This is a genomic window from Clostridium sp. HGF2, from assembly GCF_964240115.1.
In the GTDB taxonomy this organism is placed as follows: Bacteria; Bacillota_I; Bacilli_A; order Erysipelotrichales; family Erysipelotrichaceae; genus Clostridium_AQ; species Clostridium_AQ innocuum.
The window spans coordinates 1-26,478 of record NZ_CAXSSO010000003.1 but is presented as its reverse complement, the minus strand read 5'-3'; the positions used below and the strand labels follow the sequence as shown (position 1 = coordinate 26,478).

Genomic DNA, 26,478 nt, shown 5'->3' with positions numbered 1-26,478 from the left:
TTTTCTTTCTGCATGCAATGAGACGGTTTCACAAATACAATACATGATGCTCCACGATTCATCCGTTATCGCATAGGGTGTAAATGATGAGCTTTTACAATGTCCCTGATTCATCCGCATTGGGTTCTGTTGTCCATTCCTTGTTAAAATCAGATTCACTTATGATTCTTCGCTGACCGTTTGACTTCAAAAGATACATATCATCATCAGGATAATAACAGGTATCCTCCTGCTCTACCGTCCCTATGTCAAGTAGTATCAAATCGGTATCGCCAAAATTGTATATGGAATGCGCAATATTCTGTCCGGAGGGCTTTGCGAAAAAATCACCCTTTGTAACAGGATAGCTTTTATCATTCAGCCGCACAGTCCCATTTCCGGATAGAACAAGAAAGAATTCCTCCTGCTGGGAATGGCTGTGATACTTTGTGCTGAAGCTTTCCGGCGGAATTCGATCAATGTTCACATACAGCCGTTCGCTGCCTGCGGCTGCACCAATTGCTTTTGTAATGAGTCCATGCGTGTCCTGCGATATAAACTCCTCTGCTATTTGATCCATATGCTGTATCATTATTTTCCATTCTCTTTTATCTTACCGCCTATTCAGAAAGTGCTGTTTGCCGTCATTCTCCGTATCGGCTGAATCGCACGGCATGACATATGCCATCAGAACGAATGCAGAGCTGCTAAATCAGTCATTTTCCTTCCTATCCATGTATACAGACAACCTTTGCTATGGCGATGTTCCACAGTCATATGATAACATCCCTGTCTTCTTCATGCAAATCCGATAATCCGTTTGCGCTGCTTTCATTGCTATGCAAAGAAAAAGATACAGACCTCACATAACTATTCTGCATCTTTCCCGCTGCTATTCCTCTATGATATCCGCACACATCTGATGCGCCATCGTCGTTAGAATGATACAGCAGCTCGTCGCTCCCGCATCCAGATAGCCGTGGCTTCGCTCTCCCAGTCTTGCTGCTCTTCCAATCTTTGCCACAAGCTCCTTTGTGTGTTCCCTGCCTGCCTCGGCTCCCTCCTGCAGTGCACACAGACATGCCGCATAGCTTCTGCCTTCCTGCATCGCCTGCTCATATGCCCTTATCGCCGGTGCAAGGGTGTCGATCAGTGTTTTATCGCCTTCCTTTGCCCCTGCCAGCTCCTGCAGTCCCTGTAAGGCATCCTGCAGGGCTTTTAGGAATACCTCCTTTATGAGCTTCTCTTCCTGTTTGCACGCTCTTGCAATTCTTGAAAACATCGTTCCGTAGATCGGACCCATGCTTCCTCCGATATCCATCACCAGCGTCCGTGAGATCGTCTTCATGCTCTCGGAAAAGCTCATATCCGCACGAAGCCGCTCCTTCGCCATCAGAAACCCCTTGTTCATATTGACTCCGTGATCCCCGTCTCCGATTGCACCGTCGATCTCACTCAGATATGCTGCATTCTCGTGGATCGCTTCACATATCGCTTCCGCTATCTTCACATTCTTCTCATTTCGGATATATTCCATCACGGTCTCCTCACCTGTGTCAGTCCCACACATGCACAATCCATATCCAGACATTCTTTCAATTCTTCATCCAGCTTCATCATCGTCAGCGTTACACCATTCATCTCCAGTGACGTGAAATAGTTCCCCACATACGAACGGTATACCCGGATACCTGCCTGCTGTAACAGCTCCTCCACCTCATGATAGAAGATATACTGCTCCATGATAGGCGTTGCCCCCAGACCGCTCACCAGTACCGCCACCTCATCCCCGCTTTTAAACGGTACATCGCGGATGACCATATCCACCATCTCCTGTGCCATCTGCTTCGCGGACCCCAGCGGTTTTACACATACGCCCGGCTCTCCGTGATGTCCGATTCCAAACTCCATCGTTCCCGGCTCGATCTGGAAGTTCGGCTTTCCGTTTGCCGGTATTGTACACGGTCCCAGTCCGACACCCACGCTTCTTGTATTCTCGATTGCCTTTTGTGCGGCAGAGATGACCGCATCCAGATCAGCTCCCTGTGCCGCTTTCGCTCCGCCGACCTTCCATAGAAAGATTTCCCCCGCCACACCTCTTCGCTTGGTGATGTCTTCCTTCGGCGCACTTGCCACATCGTCATTCGCCACTACGGTTCTTACCTCGATGTCATCATCCTCTGCAAGCTCCATCGCCATCTTCACGTTCATATTATCTCCGGCATAATTGCCATACAGCACTGCCACTCCCATGCCCTGATCCACCGCACGGATACTGTCATAGAAGCTCTTGGCTGTCGGTGAGGAAAAGATTTCCCCCACAGCGACCGCATCTGCCATGTGTTCTCCGCAGTAGCCGATGAAGGCCGGTTTATGTCCGCTCCCTCCTCCGGTTACGATACCCACCTTTTTCTGTTTATTGAAGGAATTGCTGATGACGACTCTGGGATTTTCTTCATCCACATGGATGATATCCCGGTGACATTTCGCAAATCCCTTCAGCATATCCTCTACGACCATGTTGGGATCATTGATGATTCTCTGCATTCCCTGCACCTCCTTATCTTCTGTATTCCTGTTCGATTTCCATGATACGTGCCACCTTTTCAGCACTGGCACCGCCGGCAAAGCTGCATTCCAGCCAGCGTTCCACCAGCAGCCTTGCATATTGCGCTGCTATGACTCTTGCTCCCATGCACAGCACCTGACAGTCATTGGATTTGATGCTGCGCTCCACAGAGAACAGATCATGTCCGACCGCCGCACGGATACCGGGAATCTTATTGGCAGTGATCGCCATACCGATACCGGTCCCGCACAGCAGGATACCGCGTTCACAGCTTCCATCCGTGATACATGCGCACAGCTTTTGCGCAATGTCCGGATACAGGGACGGCGCTTCATGATAGACCCCGATATCCTTCACCTCATGCCCCAGCTGTATGATAGTTTCCTTCATTGCTTCCTTCAGGCGGTATGCCGCCTCATCACATCCGATTACCAGCTTCATAAGTGCTCCTTTCCTCCCTGCGAGTTGCCCGCAAGTAACATCCGTTTGTCTCAATATATCCTATCCTTTGCTCCTCTGCCGGATAGGAAGAAAAGCCGCAGCATATGCACACGGCTTTCCCTGCCAGCTACAGCTTCGTGATTGCGAAAACCGTTTTTACCGGATGATTTTCAAAATTCACCAGCTGATACTTCACTCCTGCCGGGATAAAGAACGTATCTTCCGGCTCCAGCACGAAGCTTTCCTCCAGATCGACCAGATTGACCGTTACCGGACCGTCTACACAATACAGTGCTGCGTCCCCCTCGTGAGTATCCGGATCAGAGCATCGCGGTCCATAGCCGCCTGCCGGCAGTATGAACTCTCCGAAGTGACCGTAATCATTGCTGGTGATGAAACGCATCAGCATCGGATGCTTGGTTCCATGCACATTGTTCAGCTTTTCAAAATCCCGGACCGCATAGACCGCACCGGTTTCTCTTGCTTCCCTGGGATCTACCGGCCATGCACCGATATCATCCGTACAGCCCTGACGGGAGATATCCTGAATCTTTCCACGCATATCCGGAAGTGTATCGTTGTTTGGTCCCTTATAGAACTTCGTTTCCTCATCGCTTGGGATCACAGCAGGCGGAATCGACTCACTCCATGCCTTCGGTGTGATGAAATACAGGATCCTTGCCTTCTGATCGGAGAAATTGTGACAGCAGTGCCATGCTCCCTCCGGCATGAACAGCCCTTCTCCAGTTTCCAGATAAGCAAACTGTCCGTTTCCGCTTCGCTGTACAACCGGACCGTTCAGGATGTAATAGGATTCATCACCGGGATGGATATCCAGTGGTGCAAAGACACCGCCCGGACCCAGCTCATAGATACCGAGCATGAAGGTATCCGTGGTAACCATCGTAAAGGTGTTGTCAGAGGTAAATGCATTGTTGGGTGGATACAGCGCTGTGGAATACTCGCTCTTGCGAATCAGCGTCGGTTTTTTATCCTCTACTTTAAAGGGGAAATTCCCCATGATATCAAATAGTTTTGCCATAGTCCTGTGTCCTTTCCTATTCTTCAGCTTCTACTGCAGGCTTCCGCAGCAGGATCAGTAAAGCTGCACTGACTGCGCCGGCAATCAGAAGTGCTACAATAAACAGAAGTGCGTTATTCAATGCGAACAGTACAAACAAGCCGCCATGCGGTGCACGCATGGTCAATCCGAATACATAGGATAATGCACAGCCTACTGCGGAGCCTGCCATCAGAGAAGGAATTACCGTCAGTGGATTTGCGGCCGCAAACGGAATGGCGAATTCGGTGATCATACCGAATGCTCCGGCAAACAGACCGGGTACCGCTGCACGTTCCTCCTTTGTAAATTTGTTTTTTGCGACCAGTGCCGCAACCGCGATTGCCAGCGGAGGTGCCATACTGCCGATAAAGTTCGCTGCCATCGGCATGTAGTTTCCGGCATCCATAGCAGCAAGCGCGAAGGCATAGGCAACCTTATTGCAGGGACCACCCATATCAAAGGCAAGCATACAGCCCTGGATGATACCCAGCAGGACAAGATTTCCGGTTCCCAGAGAGTTCAGCATATCGGTTAAAGCCGTTGTTAATGCGGATAGCGGTGTACCAATAACGTATACCATGATCAAACCGATTGCCCCTACCCCGATGATTGGAATAATCAGTGTTGGCAGCAGTGATTTCAATGCCATCGGCAGATTAATTTTCTTTAACAGATTCACAAGGTAACCGGCAATGATACCTGCAATCAGGGCACCAAGGAAGCCGGACCCCTGCATATCCGCAAGTGCACCGCCGACCATACCGACAGCAATACCGGGCTTATCCGCAATGGAATAGGCGACATAGGCACCCAGAACCGGCACCATTAAGGCAAATGCCTTTTTTCCTAACCAGAAGATGGTTGAAGCGAAGTTCCCATATTCTTCCACGGAATTGGGAATGTCATAACCGCCAATGGCGAAGCCCAGAGCAATCAGTATTCCTCCGGCGATAACGAATGGCAGCATATAGCTAACACCTGTCAACAGTGCCCCTTTTATTTCACTAAGTTTTTCTTTCATGACTTTTTTCGTCCTCCTAAATAACATACTGTATGAATTATTTCAGTGTTTCGAAAATGATATCCGGCTTCTGAATCACCTGATGCGGTGTATGTCTGACAATCTTATCCTTATAAGCGTCAAAGCGTTCTGCCTTACTGATTCCCACGTCATTGGCAAAAACGATCAGGTCTGCCGTCTTGATATCCTTTTCCGAGAGCTTGTTTTCAATCCCTAAAGCTCCCTGCATCTCCACCTTGCACGCATACCCCTTCTTTTTGCATTCCTTTTTAATAGCCTCTGCGGCCATATACGTATGAGCGATGCCTGTTGCACAGGATGTAATTGCAACAATTTTCATAAAATTCACCTTCCTTTCCGTTCCCATTGTGTTCCTTACGCACAATTCGATTGCAGGGTATTGATAGCCTGAATGATTTCTTCATAGCTTTGTGCATGCTCCAGTACTTCGATAAATTCTTCATGCGTCAACAGCCCGGCCAGTGTGGCAAGCACCCGCAGATACTGATCTGAGCTTTGATTAGCGGCAATCGCCAGCATGAAGACATAGCGTACATCGCCCTCCTCATCATGGGAGCAGTAGCGGAATGTCTGCTTGCAGCGGCAGAAGCCTATCCCCGGTTTTACTACAGCATCGCATTTGCCATGCGGCAGTGCAATCATGTTTCCCATATAGGTGGAACCCAGGGTTTCCCTTTCCTCCAGCGCTTTGATATATTGCTTTGCATCTGTCACGATACCGGCTGCCTCGAATTTTGCGGCCAGTGTTTCAAACATGGTTTCCTTATCCGTAAACGGCTCGACATCCAGCAGAACGGTATCCCTGATCAAAACCTTCGATAAATTTACTTCGTTCATAACGATTCCTCACCCCCGGTGCTACTTTCCGTTTTTGAATACAGTCAGTACTCCCTTTGCATATTCTTTCATAAAGCGGTAGCTTTCCTCTTCCACCTCATGCCAGAAGGCTTTTCCATCCCGTTCGTTCAGGTATTCCCGGATATGCCTGCTTGCGGCTGTTGCCATGTAGCTGTAATAGTTGACCTTGGAACAGCCTGCTGTGATCGCTGCACGTACCTGTTCTTCGTCCACTCCGCTGCCTCCATGCATGACCACGCGCGTTTCCTTCGGCATTGCAGCTCGGATTGCCTTCACTCTCTCGATATCCAGTAGCGGCGGCTCCGCATAGATGCCATGCGCTGTTCCAAAGCACACCGCCAGTGCATCCACACCGGTTTCTCTCGCAAATTCCGCTGCCTGTGCCGGATCAGTAAACGTCTTTTTAATACTTTCATGTGTCCAGCCCATGCTTCCTCCATGAGAATCTTCTTCCGTGCTAGTCATAATACCCAACTCAGCTTCCACTGTGATGTTTAAATCGTGAGCAATTTTCGTAAATTCCTTCAGCTTTGCCATGTTTTCTTCAAACGGCAGCGCACTCAGATCATACATGATGCTGGAAAAGCCACAGCGGATCGCACGCATGACGAAGCTGTAATCACTGCCATGATCCAGATGCACACATACCGGCACCTTTGCCTGCTTTGCATACTCCACCATCTTTGGACCAATGCTTTCAATGGGAATCAGTGGATCATGTACCTGCGCATGGTCGATAATGATCGGCACATTCAGCTCCTCAGCCGCATCCACAACCGCACGCAGTGTTTCCATATTCGGTGTGTTGATACAGCCGATGGCATACCCCTTTTCTTCTGCTTCCTTCAAGATTTCTTTCATGTTCACTAACATTTTCTATATATCCTCCTTAATATGTCTGCTGTTTATACGCCCAGCCCGGCGGCAATACGCTTTAAATTGGCTAATCCCTGTACAGCCAGCTCTTCTCCGGTATCCGCAAATTTACGCCAGATGGCACAGTTCGCATTCAGCTCTTCAAAGCTTGGATCAAAGGATTCGATGACACACGGTCCCTCATATCCGATTTCATGCAGCGCTGTGAAGAATTCTTCCCACGGCACCAGGCCCGTCCCCGGGATACCGCGGTTGTTTTCACATACATGCACATAGCCCAGATAGTCCTTTCCACAGGTGAGAACCGCCTCCCTATAGCTGGTTTCTTCCCGTATCATGTGGAAGCAGTCCAGATGCACCGCCATGTTTCCGGTTCCTACCGCCTTGCAATAGCGTACACCCTCCTCTGCAGTATTGATGAAGTGGGTTTCAAAGCGGTTCACCGGCTCCACGCATATTCGCAGCTGCGGATGTGTTTCCTTCGCATACCGGGCAGCTTCACGCATCGCTTCCACAGAATGGTTCCATTCCTCATCCGTCTTCGGTTTCCCGCTCAGACAGCCCCAGCCGGCATAATTCACACCGCCGAGGATGGTACTGCCTAATTCTTTGTTGATATCCACCAGTCTTTTGAGAGCCTCCACTCCGTTTTTACGGATTGCCTCATCCGGAGAAATCAAATTCGTCTTTGCGTCCAGAGTCGTTGTTGTGACAACCTCCAGCTTCGTCTTTGCCAGCTCTGCCTTTACCAAAGCAGTAGGAAAGGTTTCCGGATGGGCAATGGCGATATCGATGGTAGAAAAGCCCAGCTCCTCCGCCTTGGTGATGACCCACAAATCCTTCTCTGAAAACACTTCACTCCAGATAAAGGTATCTACTCCAAATCTCATCGTATTCCTCACTTTCTATGCGGTGATTCCACTCTGCTGCAGAATCTCCCAGATTTCCATTTCATCCCTTGCATTCTTCAAGGCCTTGATATTTGATCGATCATCAATGAATGCATAGAATTGCTGGAAAAAGTTATATACTTCGGACTGCGTATTGAAATCAATGGCCATTAAAAATACAATCTCAATACGATCCTCGTATGTCCAGTTCATCGGACGCTTTAAACGCATGACAACAATGCCGCTTTTTTTCACATATGTCTTATAGCCATGCGGTACTGCAATACTGTTTCCAATAGAAGTCGGTGTTGTCTTCTCCCGCTCCCATATCTTCTTCTCAAAACCTTTTTTCACATATCCTTTTTCATAGAGCAGCTGACAGCCTCTGGATATGACATCCTCCTTGCGCTTGGCATTCACATCACACAGAATCAGCTTCGGATCAAACAGCTGGAAGGCTTCATCCCGATCCGCTACTTCCACATTCTGCTTCTCTGTAATTGCCCGGCTTATCTTTTCAAGATCGTCATCGCTGATTTCGCGACTGACAAGCAGGACATTTTTCTTCAGCTCCAGCGGTACGGTCGTAATAATCAATTCAAATTTAGTAATGGAGCTTTCCTTTATATCCTCATAATGCAGAATCTTGCTGATGGCCAGATTTTCCACATTGCGCATTATTTTATTCGCCTGATACTTGGATGTATGGAAATCGGCTGCCGAGATAAACACGGCATTGACCGGATGATCCGATTCATCGATTGCATTGTTGATCAGCATGACGATATAGGCGATATCATCATCCGTGAAGCTGATTTTCAGGCAGGATTCCACTTCCTCGATCGTTGTCAGCGTAATACCGTACAGGCTGGGAAAACGATGCTTGATATCCTGACGGAAATCGTACCGTTTGGATATGGCGAAGGTCTCCTGCGCCTTCTTTTTCTGGATAAAGAGACTCACATCATGGACAAGTCCCTCACTGATCACAAAGCGCTTGTTGGCGACGATTGCTTTGAGATGCTCCAGAAACTCCCTGGTAATCGCATCAAAGTATTCCATATTGATTTCATCATCCAGTCCATGGTTGCTGAAGACGATGAACTGAGCCGCCATGCATCGGATTTCCAGTCCCAGATAGGCCTGCAGACCGTGAATTGCCGTATCAAACAGATTCTTAGCGGCAGTGTATTGATCGTTATTGACATTCAGCTTGTTCATGATATTCTTTTCCACAATAACATTGCCCTTGCGAACTCTGCGCAGCGTCACGGCAACATATTCCATAAGCTGCCAGTAGTCTGTATCCGTGAATGTCATTTCCAGATCATCCTCCACATCCTTTAACAGCTCCTGCAGATACAGGATATCGAAGTCGTCATACATTTCCAGAAAGTAGTTATAGAATTTTTCTGAAATACGGTAATCCATTCCCTCCGGCACCTGTTCACTGCCATAGATTTCATTCATGAACTCCTTATTATTCTCCAGAATCGCCTGTCGGATATTAAACTCTCCACCCGCCACACCGATTCCCATATTGCGCTTCTTCACAATTTTTAAATCAAATTTTAACAGCCACTGCTCCAGCACCTCCAAATCCTTTGTAATAACGTTGCGTGCCACATTCAGTTCCTCGGCAAACAGCTGTATCGTATAGCTGGAATTGTATTCAAACAAGACATCCAGTATATATTTTTTACGGTAATTATAGGATGAGGAATGATCACTGTTCTCCTGTAGCAGCTGTAAAACAGCTTTTCGCTGATGATCATCCGCAGATAACCAGACACCCTTACCGGGGATGGAATTCAATAGGACACCTGCCTTCTGCAGTGTCTTCTTTACATAATCCAGATTGTGCTTGATGCTGCTTCTCGAAACACCGATTTCATTCGCAATCACGGACGTGGTGATTGGTTCTTTTTGTTCCAGCAGCAGGCGTATGGTTTTTTCTGTCATCCGGTCAATCACGAACGATTCCTCCCTTCGTTGTATGCGGTTTCTTTTGCACCTTTATCTTACCGTAAACGATTCAGAATTGCTATGCTTCATAAATTCGCTTTGTGCACCATCTTGGTGCAAATTGAAAGCGTTATCAGCATTTGCACCATACTTGGTTCTTTTTGAAAAATATGCAAAAAACACTTGTTTTCCCGGGATTATTCAATTTCATAAAAAAACACAGCTGTTGGATAACAGCTGCAGCTTTACTAATGTCCGCTTAACTGAAGCAGAAAAACGGACAAGCTTGAAATGAAAACCTATAGATAAGGCCTTCCCTGTTGCCATTTCGTAGGTTTTCACTTTCGCAAAGGTTTTATGAAATGTCGTTTTACTTACTATCGATAAATTTAACCAGAAAAATCTTATTGCATAGGACGAAGACTTTGTTATGTAGGATGCACAAAGACAATGATAGTATCCTTACGTATTTGGCTTTATCAATTCCTTAACCGCTTTGGGAAGCATTCCATACAAACGCTTGCCTGTGTGGTTTTCTAAATAAAACAATACTCTTGTAATGATGGTGTTATCTCCGCTTTTTCTGGATAAAATCATTTTTTCAGATGTACTTTTTTCTTATATACATCGCCGCTATGACGGTGCCTGCCCTCTGTTATGGAAAGGGAATCAAACAGGTTGAAGCTATTGTCCCGTTCAGACAGTGCTCATGCTAAATTCAAAAGGATCAATGTATCGAAAGAAACGATGTACCTGATTTCTTTTGCTTATGCTGATAAACCGCAGCTTCATGACTTCTTTGCGTTATTGTGTAAGCTTTTGTGTGATATACTGCTGTGTTTCTTCATCTGCGAATTTTATTAAATATTCATAGTTGTGCGCGGAAATGTAATCTGTGATTCCGGCTGTATCCATTGTCTTTTTCAAAAGATGGGAATACAGTGTCTGGTCATCATGTAACAGAGAGCTGATTTCCATAAAATAATAGTCCTTGTATTCCAGCGAAATCATATCAAATATCTCTTCTATCGAACTGCAGGCCTCCAGTTGTTGCTTTAAAGCCTCACTGCGATAATCCTCCACTGTCTTTCCTTCCTCTATCACGATATCTTGAAATGGAAATACCAGCTGCCGGTAGTCCTCCCGCTTTTTTCTGGCTTTTCCATATGTCAACAGATACTTCCATAGATATTCCTTATGTTTCTGTAAATCAAGCATGTTCTCACCTCGTTCTATTATTATACAATATTTTATCGATATCAGGCAACGGTAAGAGCTGTCATTTTGATACATCCACTACCTCCTGCTGAAAATGGCTGTGTACTTTGGGACATGGAGCCCTGCCCCTGCATCATGAAAAGTCTCCCTGCTGATATATGCCATCTTCCTTTTTCTGTATCTCCGTGATATAATCAGAAAAACAAGGAGGCGTATTTATGGAGAAGAAACAATATGTCTGCCCGAAATGTGGTAACACACAATATGAAAGTGATCAATTTCAGGCAACAGGCGGTAATTTTTCAAAAATCTTCGATGTACAGAACAAGAAATTTATCACGGTTTCCTGCACTCGCTGCGGTTATACTGAGCTGTATAAACAGGAGACAGATGCCGGATGGAATATCCTCGATTTCTTTATAGGGAATTAGAAAAGCTGTAACGTATTGCTTTCACAGTAATCGCGTTACAGCTTTTTATATACAGTACTAATGCTTTTCAAGCTCCTCAAGCTTTCTGCCTATTTTGTGATACAGCCGCAAATATAAAATAAAAACCGCAAGTATCAAAAGCAGAATCACACCGGAAACCTGAATTCCTAATGTAGTAATGGAGGATGCATTTACACCCAGCCATAAAAAGGCGAGAAGCCCTATGATAAAAGCCGAACAAATGGCCAGCATGGTAAGCAACGACCTCCAGCTTGTCAAAAGTCGCTTATATAAAGCAATCCTTGATGTTCGATCACTGAAAATCTCCGGTTTTGTGCCAGTTTCCATCTCTGTACGAAAGTAATTCCACACACCATTAAACTCGCCTTTTTCATGATAGATATTGTCCCATCCCGCCTCTTTGTAATTTTCCACATACTGGTCAGGGTCACGAATATCTTTTTCATAATATCCAAGGTGATAATAATAATTTTTCGGCGTATCTTTTTTAAATATGTATTGAATTCCGTTTTTCCTTACGAAATGAAGCCCCTTCTCTGACATGCTGTGCAGATACTCTGCTTCTTCATCCATATCGGAAACAAAAAACAGCTTATACTTTTTCACATTCTCAGCAGGAGCTGCGCTCACTGGCTTTTCTATTTCCTGCGTAGCTTGCTGTGGCTTGCCGTCCGCATCCGCTTTTAGCTCTTCCATCATTTTATCCAGACTGTCTGACGCAATCAGCTCTTCCTTATTTTCGTCATCCGAAGAAATCTGATCAAGTCCAGATTCCGAAGTTGTGCTTTGTTCTTTTTTTTCTTCACTCATGGCGTACCCTCCATTTCCTCTGTATCAATACCGTTATGCTATTGTTCTGTCAAAAACAGCTGAGCAAGCTTTGAAAATGTATCCACACTTGCTGCATAATCATCCGCTTCACCGAATCCAAAGGAAGCATAGATGAATGGTATCCCTGCCTTACAGCAGGATACCTGATCTGTCTTTGTATCACCGATATAAACAGGCTGCTGCAGGTGATTGCGTTCCACTATGGATTTCAGATTTTCAAACTTCGCTTTCCCAGTTCTTCCGGAGCATTCATAATCTCTGAAATATTTCTGAAGATCATGTACAGCAAACATTGCCTCAATATAACCATCCTGACAATTTGATACTATATACAATGGATACCGCGCTGACAGCTTTTCCAAAGTATCCTCAACATGGGGATACAGCCTACCGCCATGCTTTCGCAAATACTCACATTCGAATTCACAGCAGGTTTCGATAAGTCGCATCCGCTTTTCATAGGATAGCTCAGGAAACAGTCTTGCCGCGATATCCTCATTCAAAAGACCCATCACAGACGCGAGCATGTCTGCTGTTATAACTTTACCTTCGATTTTTTCCCGCTCCAGAATAACCGTATATGCTTCAGCGATTCTCTGCGTCGCATCCCAGAGTGTGCCGTCAACATCAAAAATAATTCCATCTGTTTTCATATGAACCTCTTCTATCAAACTGTAACCGTTAATTATCGTAGCATATTTTACAGAAAATGGCTACACTATTTCATGCATTCGCAGCAATTCGGATAAGAAAATTCGCATACCAGAAAAACTCATCATGGACTAGATCCATACGGATAATCGTATGCTCCTGCAGGGACAGCAGTTCCTGAGATAGCGGCTTCATAAGCAGAGTGTCCTTTCTGTGTGAAAATTGTCTTCCGTAATGCAGCGTTAAACGACTGCTTTTTATTTGAAAAGAACGCGGTCCCCATGTACTCGATTTCCCATAGGATGTTTTTTTATGCGCCAGCTGCCTGTTGAACATTTTCAAGGCTGTCTGATACAGCAACCAGCGACTGTGAACCTCAATCGCGTCGGAAAAGCATAAATCCGCATATCTAATGCTGGATGGGTGCTTGTGCAGCTGATGGATCAAATCCTGTAAATCCGTGTGATAGACCTCCTCATATGCAAGCAGATGTTCCTTTTGTTCTTTTGTTGCATGAAGTCTTATTTTAATCGTTCGATACATAACTGATTACCTCCTTTTACCCTTATATACGGATGGAAGAGGTGAAATTCCTAAAATTTATTAAATTTTTTATTTTATTATTTTCATACCTTGCAGATCTTGGAGATGATACGCATAGCAGTTATAACTCTTTGCTTTTACAGAGGGCCAGAAACTCATCATATTACATCACCATATGATGGATAGCTGCGATTATTTCTTCTCTCACTTCATTTTTCAGCGCATGAGGTTATGTGTGCTATGCAGGATATGGGTATACATACTCATACAAATTTCTGTTTTAAAGAATGCAAAACCACGCAGTATCTACTTATGTATGCATATTCCTGAGCAACGATACGGCAGTTACTATTCAACTGTCTTAGACTGAGAAAACACGTGCACTACTAGAGATATCACCGTTGTTGCTATTGCCTGTATTTATATGATTACAGTATTTGAATATATTATGATGTGTGGACAATAGTAACTAATCGGGATGGGATATATGCACAAATTTAAAAATTAGGTATGGACTTTTAAAAACGATTATGATATACTTTTATGGCAGTGAAATAAAACGGTTTTATCTAACCACTTACTGCTGATCAGAGCTGGAGTAGTACTCAAGAGGCTGAAGAGGTGCCCCTGCTAAGGGTATAGGTCGGGAAACTGGCGCGAGAGTTCAAATCTCTCCTACTCCGCCATAAAAAAGTGAAACATCGCAATTGCGATGTTTTTTTATATACAGATCGTAGAAGAGAATTGAACACAGATTCTATGGTGTCGACTTAGGAGTAGGGCATAGGAAACGGTTAAGTGAACAGGCTATACTGTGAAACTCCAGGCATTCCAACAGCTGTGCATTCATTATGAAGCGCCCTATAGAAAAAGGAGGCTGGATAAATGATCATTACGTGAAATTGATCAAAACCAAACCTCGTTTTCATAATATGGTTCCGTTTAAGAAAGAAATTTTTTGCGATCCCTGCTTCTGCTAATCCTCAAAAAGTACGGTAGAAAGATAACGTTCTGCAGTATCTGGCAAAAGAACAACAATTCGCTTTCCTGCAAACACATCCCGTTTCGCAAGCTGTAAGGCCGCATACATAGCTGCTCCACTGGAAATGCCGACTGCAATTCCCTCTTCCTGTGCAAGTTTTTTTGCTATGGAAATAGCAGCTTCATCCTTGACCTGCACAATCTCATCTACAAGCTCTCCATGATAGTTTTTTGGTATAAATCCTGCACCGATCCCCTGAATTTTGTGCGGGCCTGCAGCTCCACCGGATAATACCGGAGAATTTTCAGGCTCCACAGCCACCATCCGGATATCCGCATTCTTTTCTTTCAGATAAGCTGCAACTCCACTGATTGTGCCACCGGTGCCGACGCCTGCGACAAATACATCAAGCTTTCCATCTGTATCTCTCCAGATTTCCTCTCCGGTATGAAGATAATGAGCGTTGGGATTGTCCGCGTTTTCAAATTGCTGAAGAATGATGGAATTCGGTATCTCCTTATGCAGCTCCTCAGCTTTGGCAATTGCTCCCGTCATCCCCTTACTTCCCTCAGTCAGTATCAGCTCAGCACCATATGCACGAATCATTTTCCTGCGCTCGACACTCATAGTTTCCGGAAGAACGATCATTAGGCGTATACCGAGAGCCGCCGCAGTCATCGCCAAACCGATACCTGTATTACCAGACGTCGGCTCAATCAGTACTGTGTCTTTGTCAAGCCTTCCTGCCTTTTTAGCCTCCATAATCATTTGATATGCAATGCGATCCTTTACACTTCCGCCAGGATTGAAAGCCTCTGTTTTCACCAGAATCTCTGCCTTTTCCTCTTTATTCAAACGATGAACCCTGATCAATGGCGTGCTGCCAATCAGTTCGGTTATGCTGTTATATATTTTCTCCATGTATTTGTTCTCCTTTTCTTATCCATCTTCTTTTGTTATTTTATATAAACTAAGGCGAGGTAATAACATCGTGTCGTATGATGAAACTTGTCAGCAATATGAATTTTCAGTTTCACTCTTCCATCTCCTATCGTTTTACTGGGATTATATGTTATTTTCCTTTGATTGTCAATGCATAAGATTCAATATTCCTATAATTTTTGTATGATATGCTTGTCTTTTTGATATATATCAACTAAAATATAAGATAAGAATTGATGGGAGAGATATGATATGAAAATTTCTACAAAGGGCATTTATGCACTGGAAGCCATGATTGAGCTGGCCTCAAGAAATACTGCATGTGTCAGTATTCGCGATATAGCTGCTGCCAGAAACTGCTCGGTGAAATATCTGGAACAGATTTTCAAACAATTGAAAAAAGCACAGCTCCTGATAAGTATACGCGGCAAGGATGGCGGCTATCAGATTGCAAAGGATCCTGAAGAAATAACGGCAAAGGATATTATTCTGGCAGTTGAAGAGAAACTGGATCCTGTTGTATGTCTTTCCCATACATGTACTCGCTCCGGTATTTGTCGGACACAACCGGTGTGGATGGGTATGCAGGAACAAATCTACAAAGTTCTTGAGAGTAAGACACTGAAATATCTAACTGATATTTATAGAAATGAGGTGAGTGCATGAAGCTGTCAACAAAATCACGATATGCGGCAAGATGTTTAATTGATCTTGCTATATACGGTAAAGACCACCCGCTGTCAATTACAGAAATAGGTGCACGTGAGGAAATTTCCGAACGCTATCTGGAGCTGATCTTCGCAACATTGAAAAAAGCCGGGTTCATCGCAAGTGCCCGGGGAAGCCAGGGTGGTTATCAGCTGATACGTCCGATTGAAAGTATCACGATTTATGATATCATTGCGTTGATGGAAACCAATACAAGCATCGTCAACACACAGGATGAACGCGATCCAATGAAGAGAATACTGATGCGTGAGGTCTGGTCTTTGATTGATGACAATCTAAAAGCATACCTTTCTGACCTGACTATTGCGGAATTATCATTATCTTAAAGCGATGCACGCAGCTTCTTTTTTAAAAACTCCATCTTTCATAAAGATGGAGTTTTCGTACTGTATAAACAGCACATGAGATTCAAGTCCCTGGACGTTTCTTTATGAAGCTGCTATGCAGTCTCAGGTGCGCCCTCACCAATCCCTGAACAGTACCAATGGTATTCAGGGCAGACTCTCATTCAGAGAATCTCAGGTGCATGAAGAATATTCATAGCACCGACAACATCACGATGATGGTGAAAACCACAGCGGCAGGTATAGGTTCTTCCTTTCACGTTATTGATTTTTCCACAGGAAGGACAGCGTTTGCTGGTAAGTCTTGGATTCACGTAACGAATATGGATTCCTGCAAGCTTTGCTTTATACGCTATAAATTGCTGGAGACGCTGATAGGACCAGCAAATCTGTTCATGCTTTGAAAATTTTTTTTGTAAATGGTACAGCTTTTCCAGACAGATAATCTGGATTTTCTGTTCAATTGCAAAATTTACAATCTCACGCGCAAGGCAGTGATCGATATAGCGTTTGTAATCATTCAGACGATGGTACTGCTGTTTCTTTTTACCCTGCGTTCTCTTTATAAATTCATCCGCTCTTTTTCTGATCCTTCTTGTGTGATACCGGATTTCTCTGCCGTTCCCGACAAATCGGATTACACCATCGCAGGTATAACAAACTGCCGGACATCGCATACCAATATCAACTCCCATTTTCCTTTCCTCGTTCAGAATTCCGGCAGTATTCGGTGTATGAACACAAAGCAGCAGATAAGCGTAGAAATCGTGATGTATTTCTCTTATATCCGCTTTTACCAATTCCCCACTGCATAACCGCTTCCACTGCTGTTTATGTATTTCGGTTCTGATACGCAGTTCAGGAACAAGAAAGCTTTGGCCAAACGTGAATACAATTGAATTCTTCTCAAGCTGCATAGATTTCGCCATACAGGAAAAACTGCTGGGATACACGGCCCTATGCTGCAGTCTGCGCTCCTCATACAGAGTCTTCGCATAGTGCAGTACCTGATTTTTGGAATAAAATGCGATATCTGAACTGACCCATTTATATGGTATAAATATGACACTTCCCAGCTTTTGATATCGTCTGATGATCCGCTCGACCTCATCCTGAAAGCGCCTGCTGTATGCACGGAGTGTCTGTTTTTCATCATACGTGGCCTGTAACTGCAATTTAATGGTAAGATACATGTAATTTTCCTCCTTTCACTATATACATACGATTAAAATTTTCAAAACTCCTAAAAAAAGGCAAAAAAAACCTATATAAGGCTAAAAAATATAAATTATCTGAACATTGAACGGTTAATGATACAGTAAATACAATTTTTAACATATCTTGTTCAATTACTAAGTATCATAGCAGTCTAAGTTAAATATAATAGCAAATCTAAAACACGCATACAAGCTAACCTGTATGCACTGCTTCTCTTGAACGGTCCAGTCACTTTTCGATCTGCCTCCCGTCTCAACCATCAACGCGTTGAAATCGTGGGTTGGCTCGCATGTTTGTGGTTACCATGCCACACACAGTATACCGATCATGGGTTCGCTGTTTATATACACAGCCGGTCATGCATTCAGCTGAAAGCCTGCCATGGCGAAATCGGATTTCCTCATCTGCTCCTGAAATTTGTTGGTCAAAAAGTTGGCAAACTTTTTGATAGCGAAAAAAAAGCCGAAATCTATCGGCTTTTATCGTTCTATGGAGCAGATGAGGGGAATTGAACCCCCGTATCAGCCTTGGCAAGGCTGTGTTCTACCATTGAACTACATCTGCATAACTGGCGGTCCAGATGGGACTCGAACCCACGATCTCCTCCGTGACAGGGAGGCATGTTAACCACTACACCACTGGACCAGCATATTCAAACACATTTCAAAGATTTAAATGGCGGTCCAGATGGGACTCGAACCCACGATCTCCTCCGTGACAGGGAGGCATGTTAACCACTACACCACTGGACCTTCAGCTTGTATTATCACAATGCCTGTATATAATACCACGAAACTTCATTCTTGACAAGTAAAAAATGAAAAATTTATTGATTTCTTATCACTTTTTCCTATACCAATCATCGTCATCACTTCCTCAGCAATAATGAAAAAGAGATTCCAAAAAGGAACCCCTCATGTATTCATATACTCAGGCTTACCCGAATTGCCCGATTGATCTTTTCCAGTGTTTTTTCATCCAATGTACAGATCCACTGCCCCAATCTCTTCTTATCTATGGTACGCAGCTGCTCACAGAGGATCATAGAAACATAGCTCAGTGAATCATCACTAAATATGACGTGTGTGGGAATTGGCGGCTTTGACATCTTTTTTGAAATAGGAGCAACAATAATTGTTTTTGAATAGCGGTTACCTTTATCATTCTGCACGACAACAACCGGGCGAACGCCTCCCTGCTCGCTACCGACAACCGGAGAAAGATCTGCATAGTATACATCTCCTCTCCTTATCATTACTTCATCACAGCCACCTGCATGCTCATAATCACCTGCATCATTTCCTCCGGGCTCAGGTCATCAGAAAATACAGTGAACTCGACATTATCATACACCGCACTTAGATGGTTTCCATCGTAGAATCCTACCACATCCAACGCATCCATCATTTCACCGGGCATAATCACAGTCTGCGTCTCCTTTACACTTTCCTTCTTTGTTTCCACAACCGTAAAATTCTTATCTCCCGTATACTCCAGAACATGCTTCGTCTGTCCGTTCGCATTCATACTGCTGATATTTTCAAGCTTGGCATCATACACCATAACCGGATATAAAGGCAAATCGGCAGCCGTTATTGCAGATGTAGCCTTTGACTTTTCCAGAACAGTCGGTGCCTTGAAATAATCATCCTTGATTTTTGCATTATAATCCGACTTTGTAAACACAATTTTAAGCTCAGATGTATTGTCCTTGTTATAAATCTGCAGCCATTTCAGCTTGGAATCCTTATCAAACATGATTTCCTCATGATCGAAGTTTTTATTATTTGGATAAGATACCTTGCTTGTCACAAGATAACCGCCCTTCTCCTCCTTAATCGCTGCATCCTTTCCCTTCACAATATCTGAAATTGACTGCAATAGATACGGTTTTGGAGAGTTCATCGGCCAGTCTCCCTCAAACTTGAAAATCTGATTCAGACTTGGTGTTACTACAAAAACTCCAGCATCATTTCGAAGAATAATCTGTTCCTGATTCAACTCCTTATCCGTCAATGTCACCTTGAAGAAATCCTTATCGGCCTTCTTATAACCGACCTCCACAGCATATGTCTTCACATCCTCACCCTTCGCAATTTCCATATTGCCTTCCAGGATATAGGAATTCATATCAGACATCTTTTTCTCAAACTGCTTATCAAAGGATTTTGGTTTCATTGCGAAGATGAGTGCGATAGCCAGAACGACAATACCAACGCCTGCAATGATTTTTGATTTCATATTAAATCTCCCTCCTGCTCACCCTACTTTATGCCAGGATTTCCGGAATCATTCATAATTGAAGAATATTTTCATAAAGTAGAACAGGTGAAGAAAATGAAAAAAACACAAAAAATATGTCTCATCCTTACGATTCTATTCTGTCTGAACTATGCTTTATCCATGCTCTTGGGCTTTCACTATCTGACACAGCTGATAATCTCGATTCCATGGCTGGAAAAACTGATTGCGTTTGTAATCGGTGTATGTGCCTTTATTGACATTCTCGCATTCCGTCCTGAAGAATAGAATCGCGTTAGTTCGCCATCCCTTCAAAGGAATGCAAATGCTCATGTAAACCAAACATCAGACAAGCATGAAGACTCTATGTAATACAGATTATAGATTAAAAAAAACGATACCAAATAAAAAGCTCCGATTACAGCTTCGGAACTTTTCAGTAATTCTATGCATGACTCTGTGCAGCTTCTTCCAGTTCAATCCCGGGATCTGCTGTCAGATCAAAATCACCGCGCACGCCATGCGTGTACGCAATATATCCTGCAACGGCAATCATTGCCGCATTATCTGTACAGCAGGACAATGGAGGAATGATGAATTCAATATCCTTATATTTATCAGCAAGACCCTTTTCCACCTTTTCACGCAGACAGGAATTTGCGGCAACACCACCTGCAAGCACCATCTGAGCAGGATGATATTTTTGCAATGCATACTCCGCACGCTCCAGCAGGGCGCCAAACGCAGTTTCCTGATAGGATGCAGCCAAATCAGCAGCGGCAAAGGTTTCATTTTTTCGCTTACAGCGATCAATGAACTGCAATACACTGCTCTTCAGGCCACTAAAGGAAAAATCCATTGGATTCTCTGTTTTTGGTCTTGCCAGCTTATACATGGGCTTGCCTTCCTTAGCGATTCTATCCACATAAACACCACCTGGATACGGCAGTCCCAGCACTCGTCCTACCTTATCTCCAGCTTCACCAATAGCATCATCCTGTGTAGTGCCTAGGATTTCAAAGCTCCACTCATCCTTCATATAAACCAGCTCTGTATGTCCACCGGATACCACAAGTGCCAGCAATGGAAATTTCAAATCCGTAATCAGCCGATTTGCATATATATGTCCGGCTATATGATGAACCGGTACCAGTGGCTTATGAAATGCCCAGGCAAGCGTCTTAGCCGCCTGCACACCGATATGCAGACAGCCTACCAGACCCGGTCCCTGCGTAACAGCAACCGCATCAATGTCTTCCATCGCGACATTCGCTTTATGCAATGCCTCCTCGATTACCATAGATATGTTTTCCACATGAATTCTGCTTGCAACCTCTGGAATAACACCACCAAATTCCTTATGTACATCAATCTGTGTTGCAACGACATTGGACAAAATCTCTTTTCCATCCGCTACAACCGCCACAGCTGTTTCATCACAACTGGATTCCACAGCCAGTATGAGCGTTTGTTTCATACCAAATTACCTCCCAGGGCTTTGCACATCACAATGGCGTCTTCGCCATTATCATTGTAGTACCCTTTACGTATATTCACCTTCATAAACTCATAGGAATCATAAAGACAGCGCGCTGCTTCATTCGATGGACGCACCTCCAGCATGATTGTTTCACACTGTTCCTGCTCTGCCGATACAATCATAAAATCCATCAGCCTGCGGCTATACCCTCTTCTCTGAAAAGAAGGATGTACAGCAATATTCGCCAGCTGACAGCACTCAAATGTTATCCAGAAATCAATGAAGCCAGCAATCTTTTGATTCTCTTCCAATACATAAAAATGACCAAATTCATTCTCATGCAGCTCGTAAAGAAACATTTCCTTTGTCCAGCGACTACTGAAGCAAATCTCCTCAATCTGCATGATGCGCTCCAGATCCCTATCTGCAGCCTTGCGGATCATGGCTTTACCTTATATGCATCCGACTCCTTTAAATAACGCGGAGTTAATGTATGTACATTCTCAATTTTTCTATAAAACGGACGCAATGCGATGAAGTTTTCAAGAAACTTTGGTTCCTTCGCTTTTAGATCAATCAGCTCACAGTCTCCAAACAGCTGATAATCCGCTTGATTCAGAAGCAAACGAATTTCATCCAGTGTCAGAATCTGTTCCTCTTCAACAAATTTACCACCCTGTAAAGCTCCTGTATAAGCACGCTGACTTCTTGCATCCAGCATGACAAATGCACGCTCATGAACTCCTGCATAAAGCTGCAGAGTGGAAACAGCGTATAGCGGTATATGCTTTCTGGTACATAAAACCTTCGCAACGCACATTGCTATCCGCACACCTGTATAGCTTCCCGGTCCGTCTGTGATCACAACCTCATCCACATCATCACTGTCCCAGCCGGCTTCCTTCATCAGGCGCATCAGCTCTGGAAATATGGTCTCCGATTGTCTCTTCCATGATAAATTAGCAGTGCCGCATATCATACGATCATTTTCATACAGACCGATAACCAGATACTTGTGCGCACTGTCCAAGCATAATGTTTTCATTATAACGCCTCCACAATTTTTTCATACACTTTGCCTTTTGGATCAAATGTAAACATTCGTTTTTCATCTTCCCCCTCTACTCTGGTAATATCGATGTGTAATCGCTCCTCTGGAAGCTGACTTTCAATAAAATGCGGCCATTCAATCACACATACACCATCATCCTCAAAATACTCCTCAAATCCGAGATCCTGAGTGATTCCCTCCAGCCGATAGGCATCAATATGGTAAACCGGCATGGAAGTACCCTGATATATTTTTAAAATGGTGAAGGTAGGCGAATTGATTGTTTTTTTAACACCAAGCCCCTTACCGAGATATTTTGTAAATGTTGTCTTACCGGCTCCCAGATCACCGCTTAATGTAATCAGCATTCCCGGTTTTATAAGAGAAGCTAATTTCAATCCAAGTTCTCCGGTTTCCTCCAGCGAACAGACAGGTATTTGTTTCATCGTTCTCACCTCTTATTTCTTCTGCAGTGCTTTCTTCCTCTGCTTCATTGCCCATTGCGATAGAGCATACAGTGATTTGTAAACAGGTAAATCAAACTCTCCGATAAATTCATTAATCGTTGGGTTATAATTCGCCTTGAATTTGGTAAGACCGCCTTTCAAGCTGCCTTCGATTCCTCCCATATTACTCCAGCGACAGCCCTTTTCAAAGCTCCATGTCATACAGCTGTAAAAGCTGGCATAAGGTGCCATATAACGCTTATAGCGCTCATCCATTCCTGCATACAGTATTTCTGCAGTCGGTCCGAATTTTACACATAGCGCCCCGGAAACAACCGCAATATCACCATCACGCTCCAGATTCTCCTGCAGCTCCTTTACCTCGCGACTAAGAGAGGCGTGAAGCTCTTCCAGTGTAAAGCGTTTTTTCTTCGCATTCTCCGGACATTTTGCCAAATCTCTTTCATTCTGCTCATATCGCTGCTTTGTATCCTCATACAGCTTGCGAAGCGGCAGCTTGGCCAGAAAGATGACGGCATCCTCACCGTAGATTTCCATAAGACGCTGAAAATATTCCTGATCCCGCAGATGAATATTTTTACGCTCCTCCGTACAATGCATAACCCTTGCAAAATCCTCTACACCATCCATATGATAAGGCAAAACCTCAATCATTTTCTTCTGAACCGTCTGTAATGCTTTCCTACAGCCTTTGGACAAGGTAGCTTTAAAGTCATCACAGGCGTAAACATTGGCATGATAACGCGGCTGAATGGTATCATCAATATGCTTTGTGAATCCCTTAAATACAGCCCCCTGATCCTGCAGCATCTGTATCATAGCATCGATATGCTCATAATGGTTCTCATTTGCTTCTTTTATTGTATAATCGTTACAGTGAACAGCTGGATCAAAGGTAATAAACAGGCACCTGTACTTCCTTGCATAGCGCTTCAGCTCTTTCATGAGAAATGACACAAGCGCAGTATTCGAAAAATCTAGAACCGGTCCACGTGGAATATAAAACATACTGAATCCCAGTGGCAGTGGCTTGATGAGTATCATGCAGCTTGCTACCAGCTGATTTTGATATTTTACACCCACAATTGTGTGCTTCCAGTTTTCCTTTACAAGACCCCAGCTGCTGGATTGCAGAAGATTGCATAATTCATGTTTGCTTACAAACGCATCATGCTCCTTTGCATCGACTTGTTCTATAAATTGATATTGCATACTACCTCCATAGAACTATTTGTTCTTTAATTTCTTATAAAGTGCATACGGCCCCTTTTGGATTGGCAGAATAAAATCACCAACCAGCTCTTCCACGACACCGTGAAAGCCTTTTTTAAACTCATAAACCCCATAATCCTGCGCATTCTTATCAAAATCGCCGGATAAGCCATAGAAATTATATTTGCAAATTCCATGCTTCAGAGCATATTGCAGCATATGCCACTGAATTGCATACGGCGCATTATATTTCTTAAAGGTATCATATGCGGCGCTGTAAAGGTAGACAAGCTCATCTTGCGACTGAATAAAAAACGACGTAGCCATCGGTATACAGGCTCCATGCTCCTGCTCCAAGGTATCCGCATCCTTATATTTCTTTTCATTTAATGTCAATGCTTCATCCACTACCTTTTTCTTTTTGATAAATTTCTTACTGTTCGGCAGTTCTTCAAGCTTGGCGAGTATCTCTGCATGCTCTTTTTCCAGCTCCTGCTTTTCCAAATCCAGCTTTCTACGGAAATCATTTAAATCGAGATATGCCAGGAGTAGCTTCGCATCCTCACCATAAGCAATCATTTGATTTCGGTAGAATTCCGGCTCACGCTCCGCAAATTCACAGCGCTGTGAGGTATGATGCATCATATCAAGAAAGATGTCCAGTTCATCGATAGACAATTCACGCACCTGTATTCCCTGCTTTAAGGTTTTATTCACTGACCAGCGTGTCTGTTGATGCATTTCCTTGAGGAGCGTATTCTCATCCTTGCCATCCAGGTATAAGGCAAACATCCAGCGAATCTCTGAAATCACCTGAAAATCCTTGGTAAAGCCCTGATGCTCATATCCTGAAGCAATCATATTGTCCACTACATAGGAATGATCAAAGCCATTTTCCACCAGCTCACCATCGATATCGCGCTCTTTATATAATACATTTGGGTCAACAACTAAATATAAGCCCTTTTTTTTCTTCAAATATGCGGCTAGCTCCTTCGTAAAAAAACGCAAAAGCTCCACGTTATGATAATCCATTAGAAATCCGCGTTGCGCATAGTAAAACCGGTACAGCTTCATTACCGGTATGGATGTTAATGGAGTTGCACAGATAACTTTATCCTGCTCCTTTACTCCAACGTACTCAACATCCCAATGATTGATTTTTTTTAAATCCATCGCCTTCAGCGAGTTCATAAAATCCCGATAGGGATGCTGATTCCGGAATGCTTCATATTCCTGAGGTGTCAACGTTGTAAACTCCAAAATTTCGTCCTCCTTTTCAAATCTATCGTAATCTGTAAGCATAATCTGTATGCATTTTCCTCATATCGTCAAAACAGTATTATTATACCACGTTTGTTGATGATTTTTTAAATTAAGGGTGAAATTTAAGAGAACTTTTCTGTTTTATAGATAAAGCACATATATTCGCCTGTGAAAGTAATAAAATGGATTCGTAGAGCATGCTTTCTATTTCACAACCAGAAATAACCAGCTGTCTTATTCTTACTATACACTTATACTAAACACATATAGAGTCACACCTCAACTACTTATAAGTCTGAAATTTTGCAGGGTGTTAATGAAAGATACAGATTTATAAAATCAGATTTACTATATGTATTATTATGAATCAATGCAAAAAAAGACCCATCGTATGATGAGTCAGATTACCTGGCAGCGTGCTATCTTCACTGGAGCCAGTCCAGATATTGTCGCCGCTGATATGCTTAACTTCTGTGTTCGGGATGAGAACAGGTGTGTCCACATCGCTATCGCCACCAGATCACTTTGAGGTCTACCCCTCAAAACTGAATAACAGTTGACAGTTTCTTTTTGTACCGTCTGGTACGTGTGATTAAGTCCTCGACCTATTAGTATCAGTCAACTCCATGTATCGCTACACTTCCATCTCTGACCTATCCACCTCGTCGTCTTCAAGGGGTCTTACTTCGTTTTACGAATGGGAGATCTCATCTTGGAGTAGGCTTCGCGCTTAGATGCTTTCAGCGCTTATCCCTTCCCTACTTAGCTACCCAGCTATGCTCCTGGCGGAACAACTGGTGCACCAGCGGTAGGTCCATCCCGGTCCTCTCGTACTAAGGACAGCTCTCCTCAGATCTCCAACGCCCACAACAGATAGGGACCGAACTGTCTCACGACGTTCTGAACCCAGCTCGCGTACCGCTTTAATGGGCGGACAGCCCAACCCTTGGAACCGAATTCAGCTCCAGGATGCGATGAGCCGACATCGAGGTGCCAAACCTCGCCGTCGATGTGAACTCTTGGGCGAGATCAGCCTGTTATCCCCAGGGTAGCTTTTATCCGTTGAGCGACGGCCCTTCCATTCGGCACCGCCGGATCACTAATCCCGACTTTCGTCCCTGTTCGACTTGTTTGTCTCACAGTCAAGCACGCTTCTGCATTTGCACTC

The 26,478-nt window shown here is 44.0% G+C and carries 29 protein-coding genes, 4 tRNA genes and 2 rRNA genes; 5 read left to right on the top strand and 30 right to left on the bottom strand.

The annotated features are described in order from the left end of the window. Nucleotides 1-94 precede the first annotated feature (94 nt). From ACESPQ_RS06720 to ACESPQ_RS06665, 12 genes are all read right to left on the bottom strand, one after another. Complete coding sequence (locus ACESPQ_RS06720; RefSeq protein WP_257328390.1) at nt 95-559, bottom strand: cupin domain-containing protein; 465 nt, start codon at nt 557-559, stop codon at nt 95-97. A gap of 312 nt (nt 560-871) precedes the next feature. Further along, a complete protein-coding gene (dhaL, locus tag ACESPQ_RS06715; protein ID WP_109771348.1) occupies nt 872-1,516 on the bottom strand; it encodes a dihydroxyacetone kinase subunit DhaL in 645 nt (214 codons plus the stop codon). Beyond that, entirely contained in the window at nt 1,516-2,526 is a 1,011-nt protein-coding gene (locus ACESPQ_RS06710; protein WP_109771349.1) for a dihydroxyacetone kinase subunit DhaK, read from the bottom strand. The genes dhaL and ACESPQ_RS06710 overlap by 1 nt, the downstream gene beginning before the upstream one ends. Nucleotides 2,527-2,539: 13 nt before the next feature. Next, on the bottom strand, nt 2,540-2,989 hold the full coding sequence (locus tag ACESPQ_RS06705; protein ID WP_008818787.1) for an RpiB/LacA/LacB family sugar-phosphate isomerase: 450 nt from the start codon (nt 2,987-2,989) through the stop codon (nt 2,540-2,542). 127 nt (nt 2,990-3,116) lie between these two features. Then, nucleotides 3,117-4,031 (bottom strand): cupin domain-containing protein, encoded by a 915-nt coding sequence (locus ACESPQ_RS06700; protein ID WP_109771350.1) that lies wholly within the window; start codon nt 4,029-4,031, stop codon nt 3,117-3,119. Nucleotides 4,032-4,047: 16 nt separating this feature from the next. Further along, nucleotides 4,048-5,073, bottom strand: a complete 1,026-nt coding sequence (locus tag ACESPQ_RS06695; protein WP_008818785.1) for a PTS fructose transporter subunit IIC — start codon at nt 5,071-5,073, stop codon at nt 4,048-4,050. A gap of 37 nt (nt 5,074-5,110) precedes the next feature. Continuing rightward, entirely contained in the window at nt 5,111-5,413 is a 303-nt protein-coding gene (locus ACESPQ_RS06690; RefSeq protein WP_035303171.1) for a PTS fructose transporter subunit IIB, read from the bottom strand. A 35-nt stretch (nt 5,414-5,448) separates the two neighbouring features. Beyond that, the gene (locus tag ACESPQ_RS06685; RefSeq protein WP_002607644.1) at nt 5,449-5,931 is read right to left on the bottom strand and encodes a PTS sugar transporter subunit IIA; all 483 of its coding nucleotides are present in this window, start codon (nt 5,929-5,931) and stop codon (nt 5,449-5,451) included. Nucleotides 5,932-5,952: 21 nt separating this feature from the next. Next, a complete protein-coding gene (locus tag ACESPQ_RS06680) occupies nt 5,953-6,825 on the bottom strand; it encodes a class II fructose-bisphosphate aldolase (RefSeq protein WP_002607645.1) in 873 nt (290 codons plus the stop codon). Nucleotides 6,826-6,857: 32 nt separating this feature from the next. Further along, nucleotides 6,858-7,718: a sugar phosphate isomerase/epimerase family protein gene (locus ACESPQ_RS06675; RefSeq protein WP_008728473.1), complete on the bottom strand. Its 861-nt coding sequence runs from the start codon at nt 7,716-7,718 to the stop codon at nt 6,858-6,860. Nucleotides 7,719-7,733: 15 nt separating this feature from the next. Then, entirely contained in the window at nt 7,734-9,692 is a 1,959-nt protein-coding gene (locus ACESPQ_RS06670) for a BglG family transcription antiterminator (protein ID WP_002607647.1), read from the bottom strand. A gap of 795 nt (nt 9,693-10,487) precedes the next feature. Beyond that, nucleotides 10,488-10,901 carry a hypothetical protein gene (locus ACESPQ_RS06665; protein WP_002607648.1) on the bottom strand — a complete coding sequence of 138 codons (414 nt, stop codon included), beginning with the start codon at nt 10,899-10,901 and terminating at the stop codon, nt 10,488-10,490. Between the two features lie 218 nt (nt 10,902-11,119). Here ACESPQ_RS06665 and ACESPQ_RS06660 point away from each other — a divergent pair, with 218 nt between their 5' ends. After that, nucleotides 11,120-11,332 carry a zinc ribbon domain-containing protein gene (locus tag ACESPQ_RS06660; protein WP_002607649.1) on the top strand — a complete coding sequence of 71 codons (213 nt, stop codon included), beginning with the start codon at nt 11,120-11,122 and terminating at the stop codon, nt 11,330-11,332. A gap of 57 nt (nt 11,333-11,389) precedes the next feature. Here ACESPQ_RS06660 and ACESPQ_RS06655 read toward each other — a convergent pair whose 3' ends face one another. The 3 genes from ACESPQ_RS06655 to ACESPQ_RS06645 all read right to left on the bottom strand — a co-directional run bounded on the left by ACESPQ_RS06655 (nt 11,390) and on the right by ACESPQ_RS06645 (nt 13,378). Beyond that, nucleotides 11,390-12,163: a DUF2812 domain-containing protein gene (locus ACESPQ_RS06655; RefSeq protein WP_002607650.1), complete on the bottom strand. Its 774-nt coding sequence runs from the start codon at nt 12,161-12,163 to the stop codon at nt 11,390-11,392. Nucleotides 12,164-12,201: 38 nt separating this feature from the next. Next, entirely contained in the window at nt 12,202-12,837 is a 636-nt protein-coding gene (locus tag ACESPQ_RS06650; RefSeq protein ID WP_008728469.1) for an HAD family hydrolase, read from the bottom strand. A 70-nt stretch (nt 12,838-12,907) separates the two neighbouring features. Next, nucleotides 12,908-13,378 carry a hypothetical protein gene (locus ACESPQ_RS06645; RefSeq protein ID WP_002607652.1) on the bottom strand — a complete coding sequence of 157 codons (471 nt, stop codon included), beginning with the start codon at nt 13,376-13,378 and terminating at the stop codon, nt 12,908-12,910. A 595-nt stretch (nt 13,379-13,973) separates the two neighbouring features. Between ACESPQ_RS06645 and ACESPQ_RS06640 the strand changes: the two genes are divergently transcribed. Further along, nucleotides 13,974-14,064 (top strand) — tRNA-Ser (locus ACESPQ_RS06640). Between the two features lie 290 nt (nt 14,065-14,354). On the opposite strand, the gene cysK is transcribed toward ACESPQ_RS06640, so the two are convergent. Continuing rightward, nucleotides 14,355-15,281 (bottom strand): cysteine synthase A, encoded by a 927-nt coding sequence (gene cysK, locus ACESPQ_RS06635; protein ID WP_109771352.1) that lies wholly within the window; start codon nt 15,279-15,281, stop codon nt 14,355-14,357. Nucleotides 15,282-15,554: 273 nt separating this feature from the next. Here cysK and ACESPQ_RS06630 point away from each other — a divergent pair, with 273 nt between their 5' ends. Then, nucleotides 15,555-15,968: an RrF2 family transcriptional regulator gene (locus ACESPQ_RS06630; RefSeq protein ID WP_002607654.1), complete on the top strand. Its 414-nt coding sequence runs from the start codon at nt 15,555-15,557 to the stop codon at nt 15,966-15,968. Beyond that, nucleotides 15,965-16,357 (top strand): RrF2 family transcriptional regulator, encoded by a 393-nt coding sequence (locus tag ACESPQ_RS06625; protein ID WP_008818775.1) that lies wholly within the window; start codon nt 15,965-15,967, stop codon nt 16,355-16,357. The genes ACESPQ_RS06630 and ACESPQ_RS06625 overlap by 4 nt, the downstream gene beginning before the upstream one ends. 182 nt (nt 16,358-16,539) lie before the next feature. Here the strand turns inward: ACESPQ_RS06625 and ACESPQ_RS06620 are convergent, their stop codons facing one another. The 6 genes from ACESPQ_RS06620 to ACESPQ_RS06595 form a co-directional block, all read right to left on the bottom strand. Next, nucleotides 16,540-17,568 carry an RNA-guided endonuclease InsQ/TnpB family protein gene (locus ACESPQ_RS06620; protein WP_002607656.1) on the bottom strand — a complete coding sequence of 343 codons (1,029 nt, stop codon included), beginning with the start codon at nt 17,566-17,568 and terminating at the stop codon, nt 16,540-16,542. A 515-nt stretch (nt 17,569-18,083) separates the two neighbouring features. Then, a tRNA-Gly gene (locus ACESPQ_RS06615) sits at nt 18,084-18,157 on the bottom strand. Between the two features lie 5 nt (nt 18,158-18,162). Continuing rightward, nucleotides 18,163-18,238 (bottom strand) — tRNA-Asp (locus ACESPQ_RS06610). A gap of 31 nt (nt 18,239-18,269) precedes the next feature. After that, nucleotides 18,270-18,345: transfer RNA gene (locus ACESPQ_RS06605), tRNA-Asp, on the bottom strand. Between the two features lie 170 nt (nt 18,346-18,515). Continuing rightward, nucleotides 18,516-18,848 carry a type II toxin-antitoxin system PemK/MazF family toxin gene (locus tag ACESPQ_RS06600; protein WP_002607657.1) on the bottom strand — a complete coding sequence of 111 codons (333 nt, stop codon included), beginning with the start codon at nt 18,846-18,848 and terminating at the stop codon, nt 18,516-18,518. Continuing rightward, nucleotides 18,848-19,834, bottom strand: a complete 987-nt coding sequence (locus tag ACESPQ_RS06595; RefSeq protein ID WP_002607658.1) for a LolA family protein — start codon at nt 19,832-19,834, stop codon at nt 18,848-18,850. The genes ACESPQ_RS06600 and ACESPQ_RS06595 overlap by 1 nt, the downstream gene beginning before the upstream one ends. Before the next feature lie 96 nt (nt 19,835-19,930). On the opposite strand from ACESPQ_RS06595, the gene ACESPQ_RS06590 reads away from it, so the two are divergent. Beyond that, entirely contained in the window at nt 19,931-20,122 is a 192-nt protein-coding gene (locus ACESPQ_RS06590; RefSeq protein WP_257328392.1) for a hypothetical protein, read from the top strand. A 157-nt stretch (nt 20,123-20,279) separates the two neighbouring features. On the opposite strand, the gene tsaD is transcribed toward ACESPQ_RS06590, so the two are convergent. The 8 genes from tsaD to ACESPQ_RS06550 form a co-directional block, all read right to left on the bottom strand. After that, nucleotides 20,280-21,311 (bottom strand): tRNA (adenosine(37)-N6)-threonylcarbamoyltransferase complex transferase subunit TsaD, encoded by a 1,032-nt coding sequence (gene tsaD, locus ACESPQ_RS06585; RefSeq protein ID WP_257328393.1) that lies wholly within the window; start codon nt 21,309-21,311, stop codon nt 20,280-20,282. Next, nucleotides 21,308-21,757: a ribosomal protein S18-alanine N-acetyltransferase gene (gene rimI, locus ACESPQ_RS06580; protein ID WP_257379610.1), complete on the bottom strand. Its 450-nt coding sequence runs from the start codon at nt 21,755-21,757 to the stop codon at nt 21,308-21,310. The genes tsaD and rimI overlap by 4 nt, the downstream gene beginning before the upstream one ends. Further along, nucleotides 21,754-22,359, bottom strand: a complete 606-nt coding sequence (gene tsaB, locus ACESPQ_RS06575) for a tRNA (adenosine(37)-N6)-threonylcarbamoyltransferase complex dimerization subunit type 1 TsaB (RefSeq protein ID WP_008818769.1) — start codon at nt 22,357-22,359, stop codon at nt 21,754-21,756. The genes rimI and tsaB overlap by 4 nt, the downstream gene beginning before the upstream one ends. Next, complete coding sequence (gene tsaE / locus ACESPQ_RS06570) at nt 22,359-22,811, bottom strand: tRNA (adenosine(37)-N6)-threonylcarbamoyltransferase complex ATPase subunit type 1 TsaE (protein WP_074748603.1); 453 nt, start codon at nt 22,809-22,811, stop codon at nt 22,359-22,361. The genes tsaB and tsaE overlap by 1 nt, the downstream gene beginning before the upstream one ends. A gap of 12 nt (nt 22,812-22,823) precedes the next feature. After that, nucleotides 22,824-24,044, bottom strand: coding sequence for a peptidoglycan bridge formation glycyltransferase FemA/FemB family protein (locus ACESPQ_RS06565; protein ID WP_118002588.1), 1,221 nt, complete (start codon nt 24,042-24,044; stop codon nt 22,824-22,826). 15 nt (nt 24,045-24,059) lie between these two features. Beyond that, nucleotides 24,060-25,307, bottom strand: a complete 1,248-nt coding sequence (locus ACESPQ_RS06560; RefSeq protein ID WP_233105729.1) for an aminoacyltransferase — start codon at nt 25,305-25,307, stop codon at nt 24,060-24,062. Nucleotides 25,308-25,716: 409 nt separating this feature from the next. Beyond that, nucleotides 25,717-25,830: ribosomal RNA gene (gene rrf, locus ACESPQ_RS06555) — 5S ribosomal RNA — on the bottom strand. A gap of 68 nt (nt 25,831-25,898) precedes the next feature. Next, nucleotides 25,899-26,478 (bottom strand): 23S ribosomal RNA (locus ACESPQ_RS06550); the annotation flags it as partial.

What these genes read in the sequence shown, in the direction of transcription:
- ACESPQ_RS06720 (WP_257328390.1), bottom strand. Translation starts at nt 559, where the DNA reads ATGGATCAAATAGCAGAGGAGTTTATATCGCAGGACACGCATGGACTC.
- dhaL (WP_109771348.1), bottom strand. Translation starts at nt 1,516, where the DNA reads ATGGAATATATCCGAAATGAGAAGAATGTGAAGATAGCGGAAGCGATA.
- ACESPQ_RS06710 (WP_109771349.1), bottom strand. Translation starts at nt 2,526, where the DNA reads ATGCAGAGAATCATCAATGATCCCAACATGGTCGTAGAGGATATGCTG.
- ACESPQ_RS06705 (WP_008818787.1), bottom strand. Translation starts at nt 2,989, where the DNA reads ATGAAGCTGGTAATCGGATGTGATGAGGCGGCATACCGCCTGAAGGAA.
- ACESPQ_RS06700 (WP_109771350.1), bottom strand. Translation starts at nt 4,031, where the DNA reads ATGGCAAAACTATTTGATATCATGGGGAATTTCCCCTTTAAAGTAGAG.
- ACESPQ_RS06695 (WP_008818785.1), bottom strand. Translation starts at nt 5,073, where the DNA reads ATGAAAGAAAAACTTAGTGAAATAAAAGGGGCACTGTTGACAGGTGTT.
- ACESPQ_RS06690 (WP_035303171.1), bottom strand. Translation starts at nt 5,413, where the DNA reads ATGAAAATTGTTGCAATTACATCCTGTGCAACAGGCATCGCTCATACG.
- ACESPQ_RS06685 (WP_002607644.1), bottom strand. Translation starts at nt 5,931, where the DNA reads ATGAACGAAGTAAATTTATCGAAGGTTTTGATCAGGGATACCGTTCTG.
- ACESPQ_RS06680 (WP_002607645.1), bottom strand. Translation starts at nt 6,825, where the DNA reads ATGTTAGTGAACATGAAAGAAATCTTGAAGGAAGCAGAAGAAAAGGGG.
- ACESPQ_RS06675 (WP_008728473.1), bottom strand. Translation starts at nt 7,718, where the DNA reads ATGAGATTTGGAGTAGATACCTTTATCTGGAGTGAAGTGTTTTCAGAG.
- ACESPQ_RS06665 (WP_002607648.1), bottom strand. Translation starts at nt 10,901, where the DNA reads ATGCTTGATTTACAGAAACATAAGGAATATCTATGGAAGTATCTGTTG.
- ACESPQ_RS06660 (WP_002607649.1), top strand. Translation starts at nt 11,120, where the DNA reads ATGGAGAAGAAACAATATGTCTGCCCGAAATGTGGTAACACACAATAT.
- ACESPQ_RS06655 (WP_002607650.1), bottom strand. Translation starts at nt 12,163, where the DNA reads ATGAGTGAAGAAAAAAAAGAACAAAGCACAACTTCGGAATCTGGACTT.
- ACESPQ_RS06650 (WP_008728469.1), bottom strand. Translation starts at nt 12,837, where the DNA reads ATGAAAACAGATGGAATTATTTTTGATGTTGACGGCACACTCTGGGAT.
- ACESPQ_RS06645 (WP_002607652.1), bottom strand. Translation starts at nt 13,378, where the DNA reads ATGTATCGAACGATTAAAATAAGACTTCATGCAACAAAAGAACAAAAG.
- cysK (WP_109771352.1), bottom strand. Translation starts at nt 15,281, where the DNA reads ATGGAGAAAATATATAACAGCATAACCGAACTGATTGGCAGCACGCCA.
- ACESPQ_RS06630 (WP_002607654.1), top strand. Translation starts at nt 15,555, where the DNA reads ATGAAAATTTCTACAAAGGGCATTTATGCACTGGAAGCCATGATTGAG.
- ACESPQ_RS06625 (WP_008818775.1), top strand. Translation starts at nt 15,965, where the DNA reads ATGAAGCTGTCAACAAAATCACGATATGCGGCAAGATGTTTAATTGAT.
- ACESPQ_RS06620 (WP_002607656.1), bottom strand. Translation starts at nt 17,568, where the DNA reads ATGTATCTTACCATTAAATTGCAGTTACAGGCCACGTATGATGAAAAA.
- ACESPQ_RS06600 (WP_002607657.1), bottom strand. Translation starts at nt 18,848, where the DNA reads ATGATAAGGAGAGGAGATGTATACTATGCAGATCTTTCTCCGGTTGTC.
- ACESPQ_RS06595 (WP_002607658.1), bottom strand. Translation starts at nt 19,834, where the DNA reads ATGAAATCAAAAATCATTGCAGGCGTTGGTATTGTCGTTCTGGCTATC.
- ACESPQ_RS06590 (WP_257328392.1), top strand. Translation starts at nt 19,931, where the DNA reads ATGAAAAAAACACAAAAAATATGTCTCATCCTTACGATTCTATTCTGT.
- tsaD (WP_257328393.1), bottom strand. Translation starts at nt 21,311, where the DNA reads ATGAAACAAACGCTCATACTGGCTGTGGAATCCAGTTGTGATGAAACA.
- rimI (WP_257379610.1), bottom strand. Translation starts at nt 21,757, where the DNA reads ATGATCCGCAAGGCTGCAGATAGGGATCTGGAGCGCATCATGCAGATT.
- tsaB (WP_008818769.1), bottom strand. Translation starts at nt 22,359, where the DNA reads ATGAAAACATTATGCTTGGACAGTGCGCACAAGTATCTGGTTATCGGT.
- tsaE (WP_074748603.1), bottom strand. Translation starts at nt 22,811, where the DNA reads ATGAAACAAATACCTGTCTGTTCGCTGGAGGAAACCGGAGAACTTGGA.
- ACESPQ_RS06565 (WP_118002588.1), bottom strand. Translation starts at nt 24,044, where the DNA reads ATGCAATATCAATTTATAGAACAAGTCGATGCAAAGGAGCATGATGCG.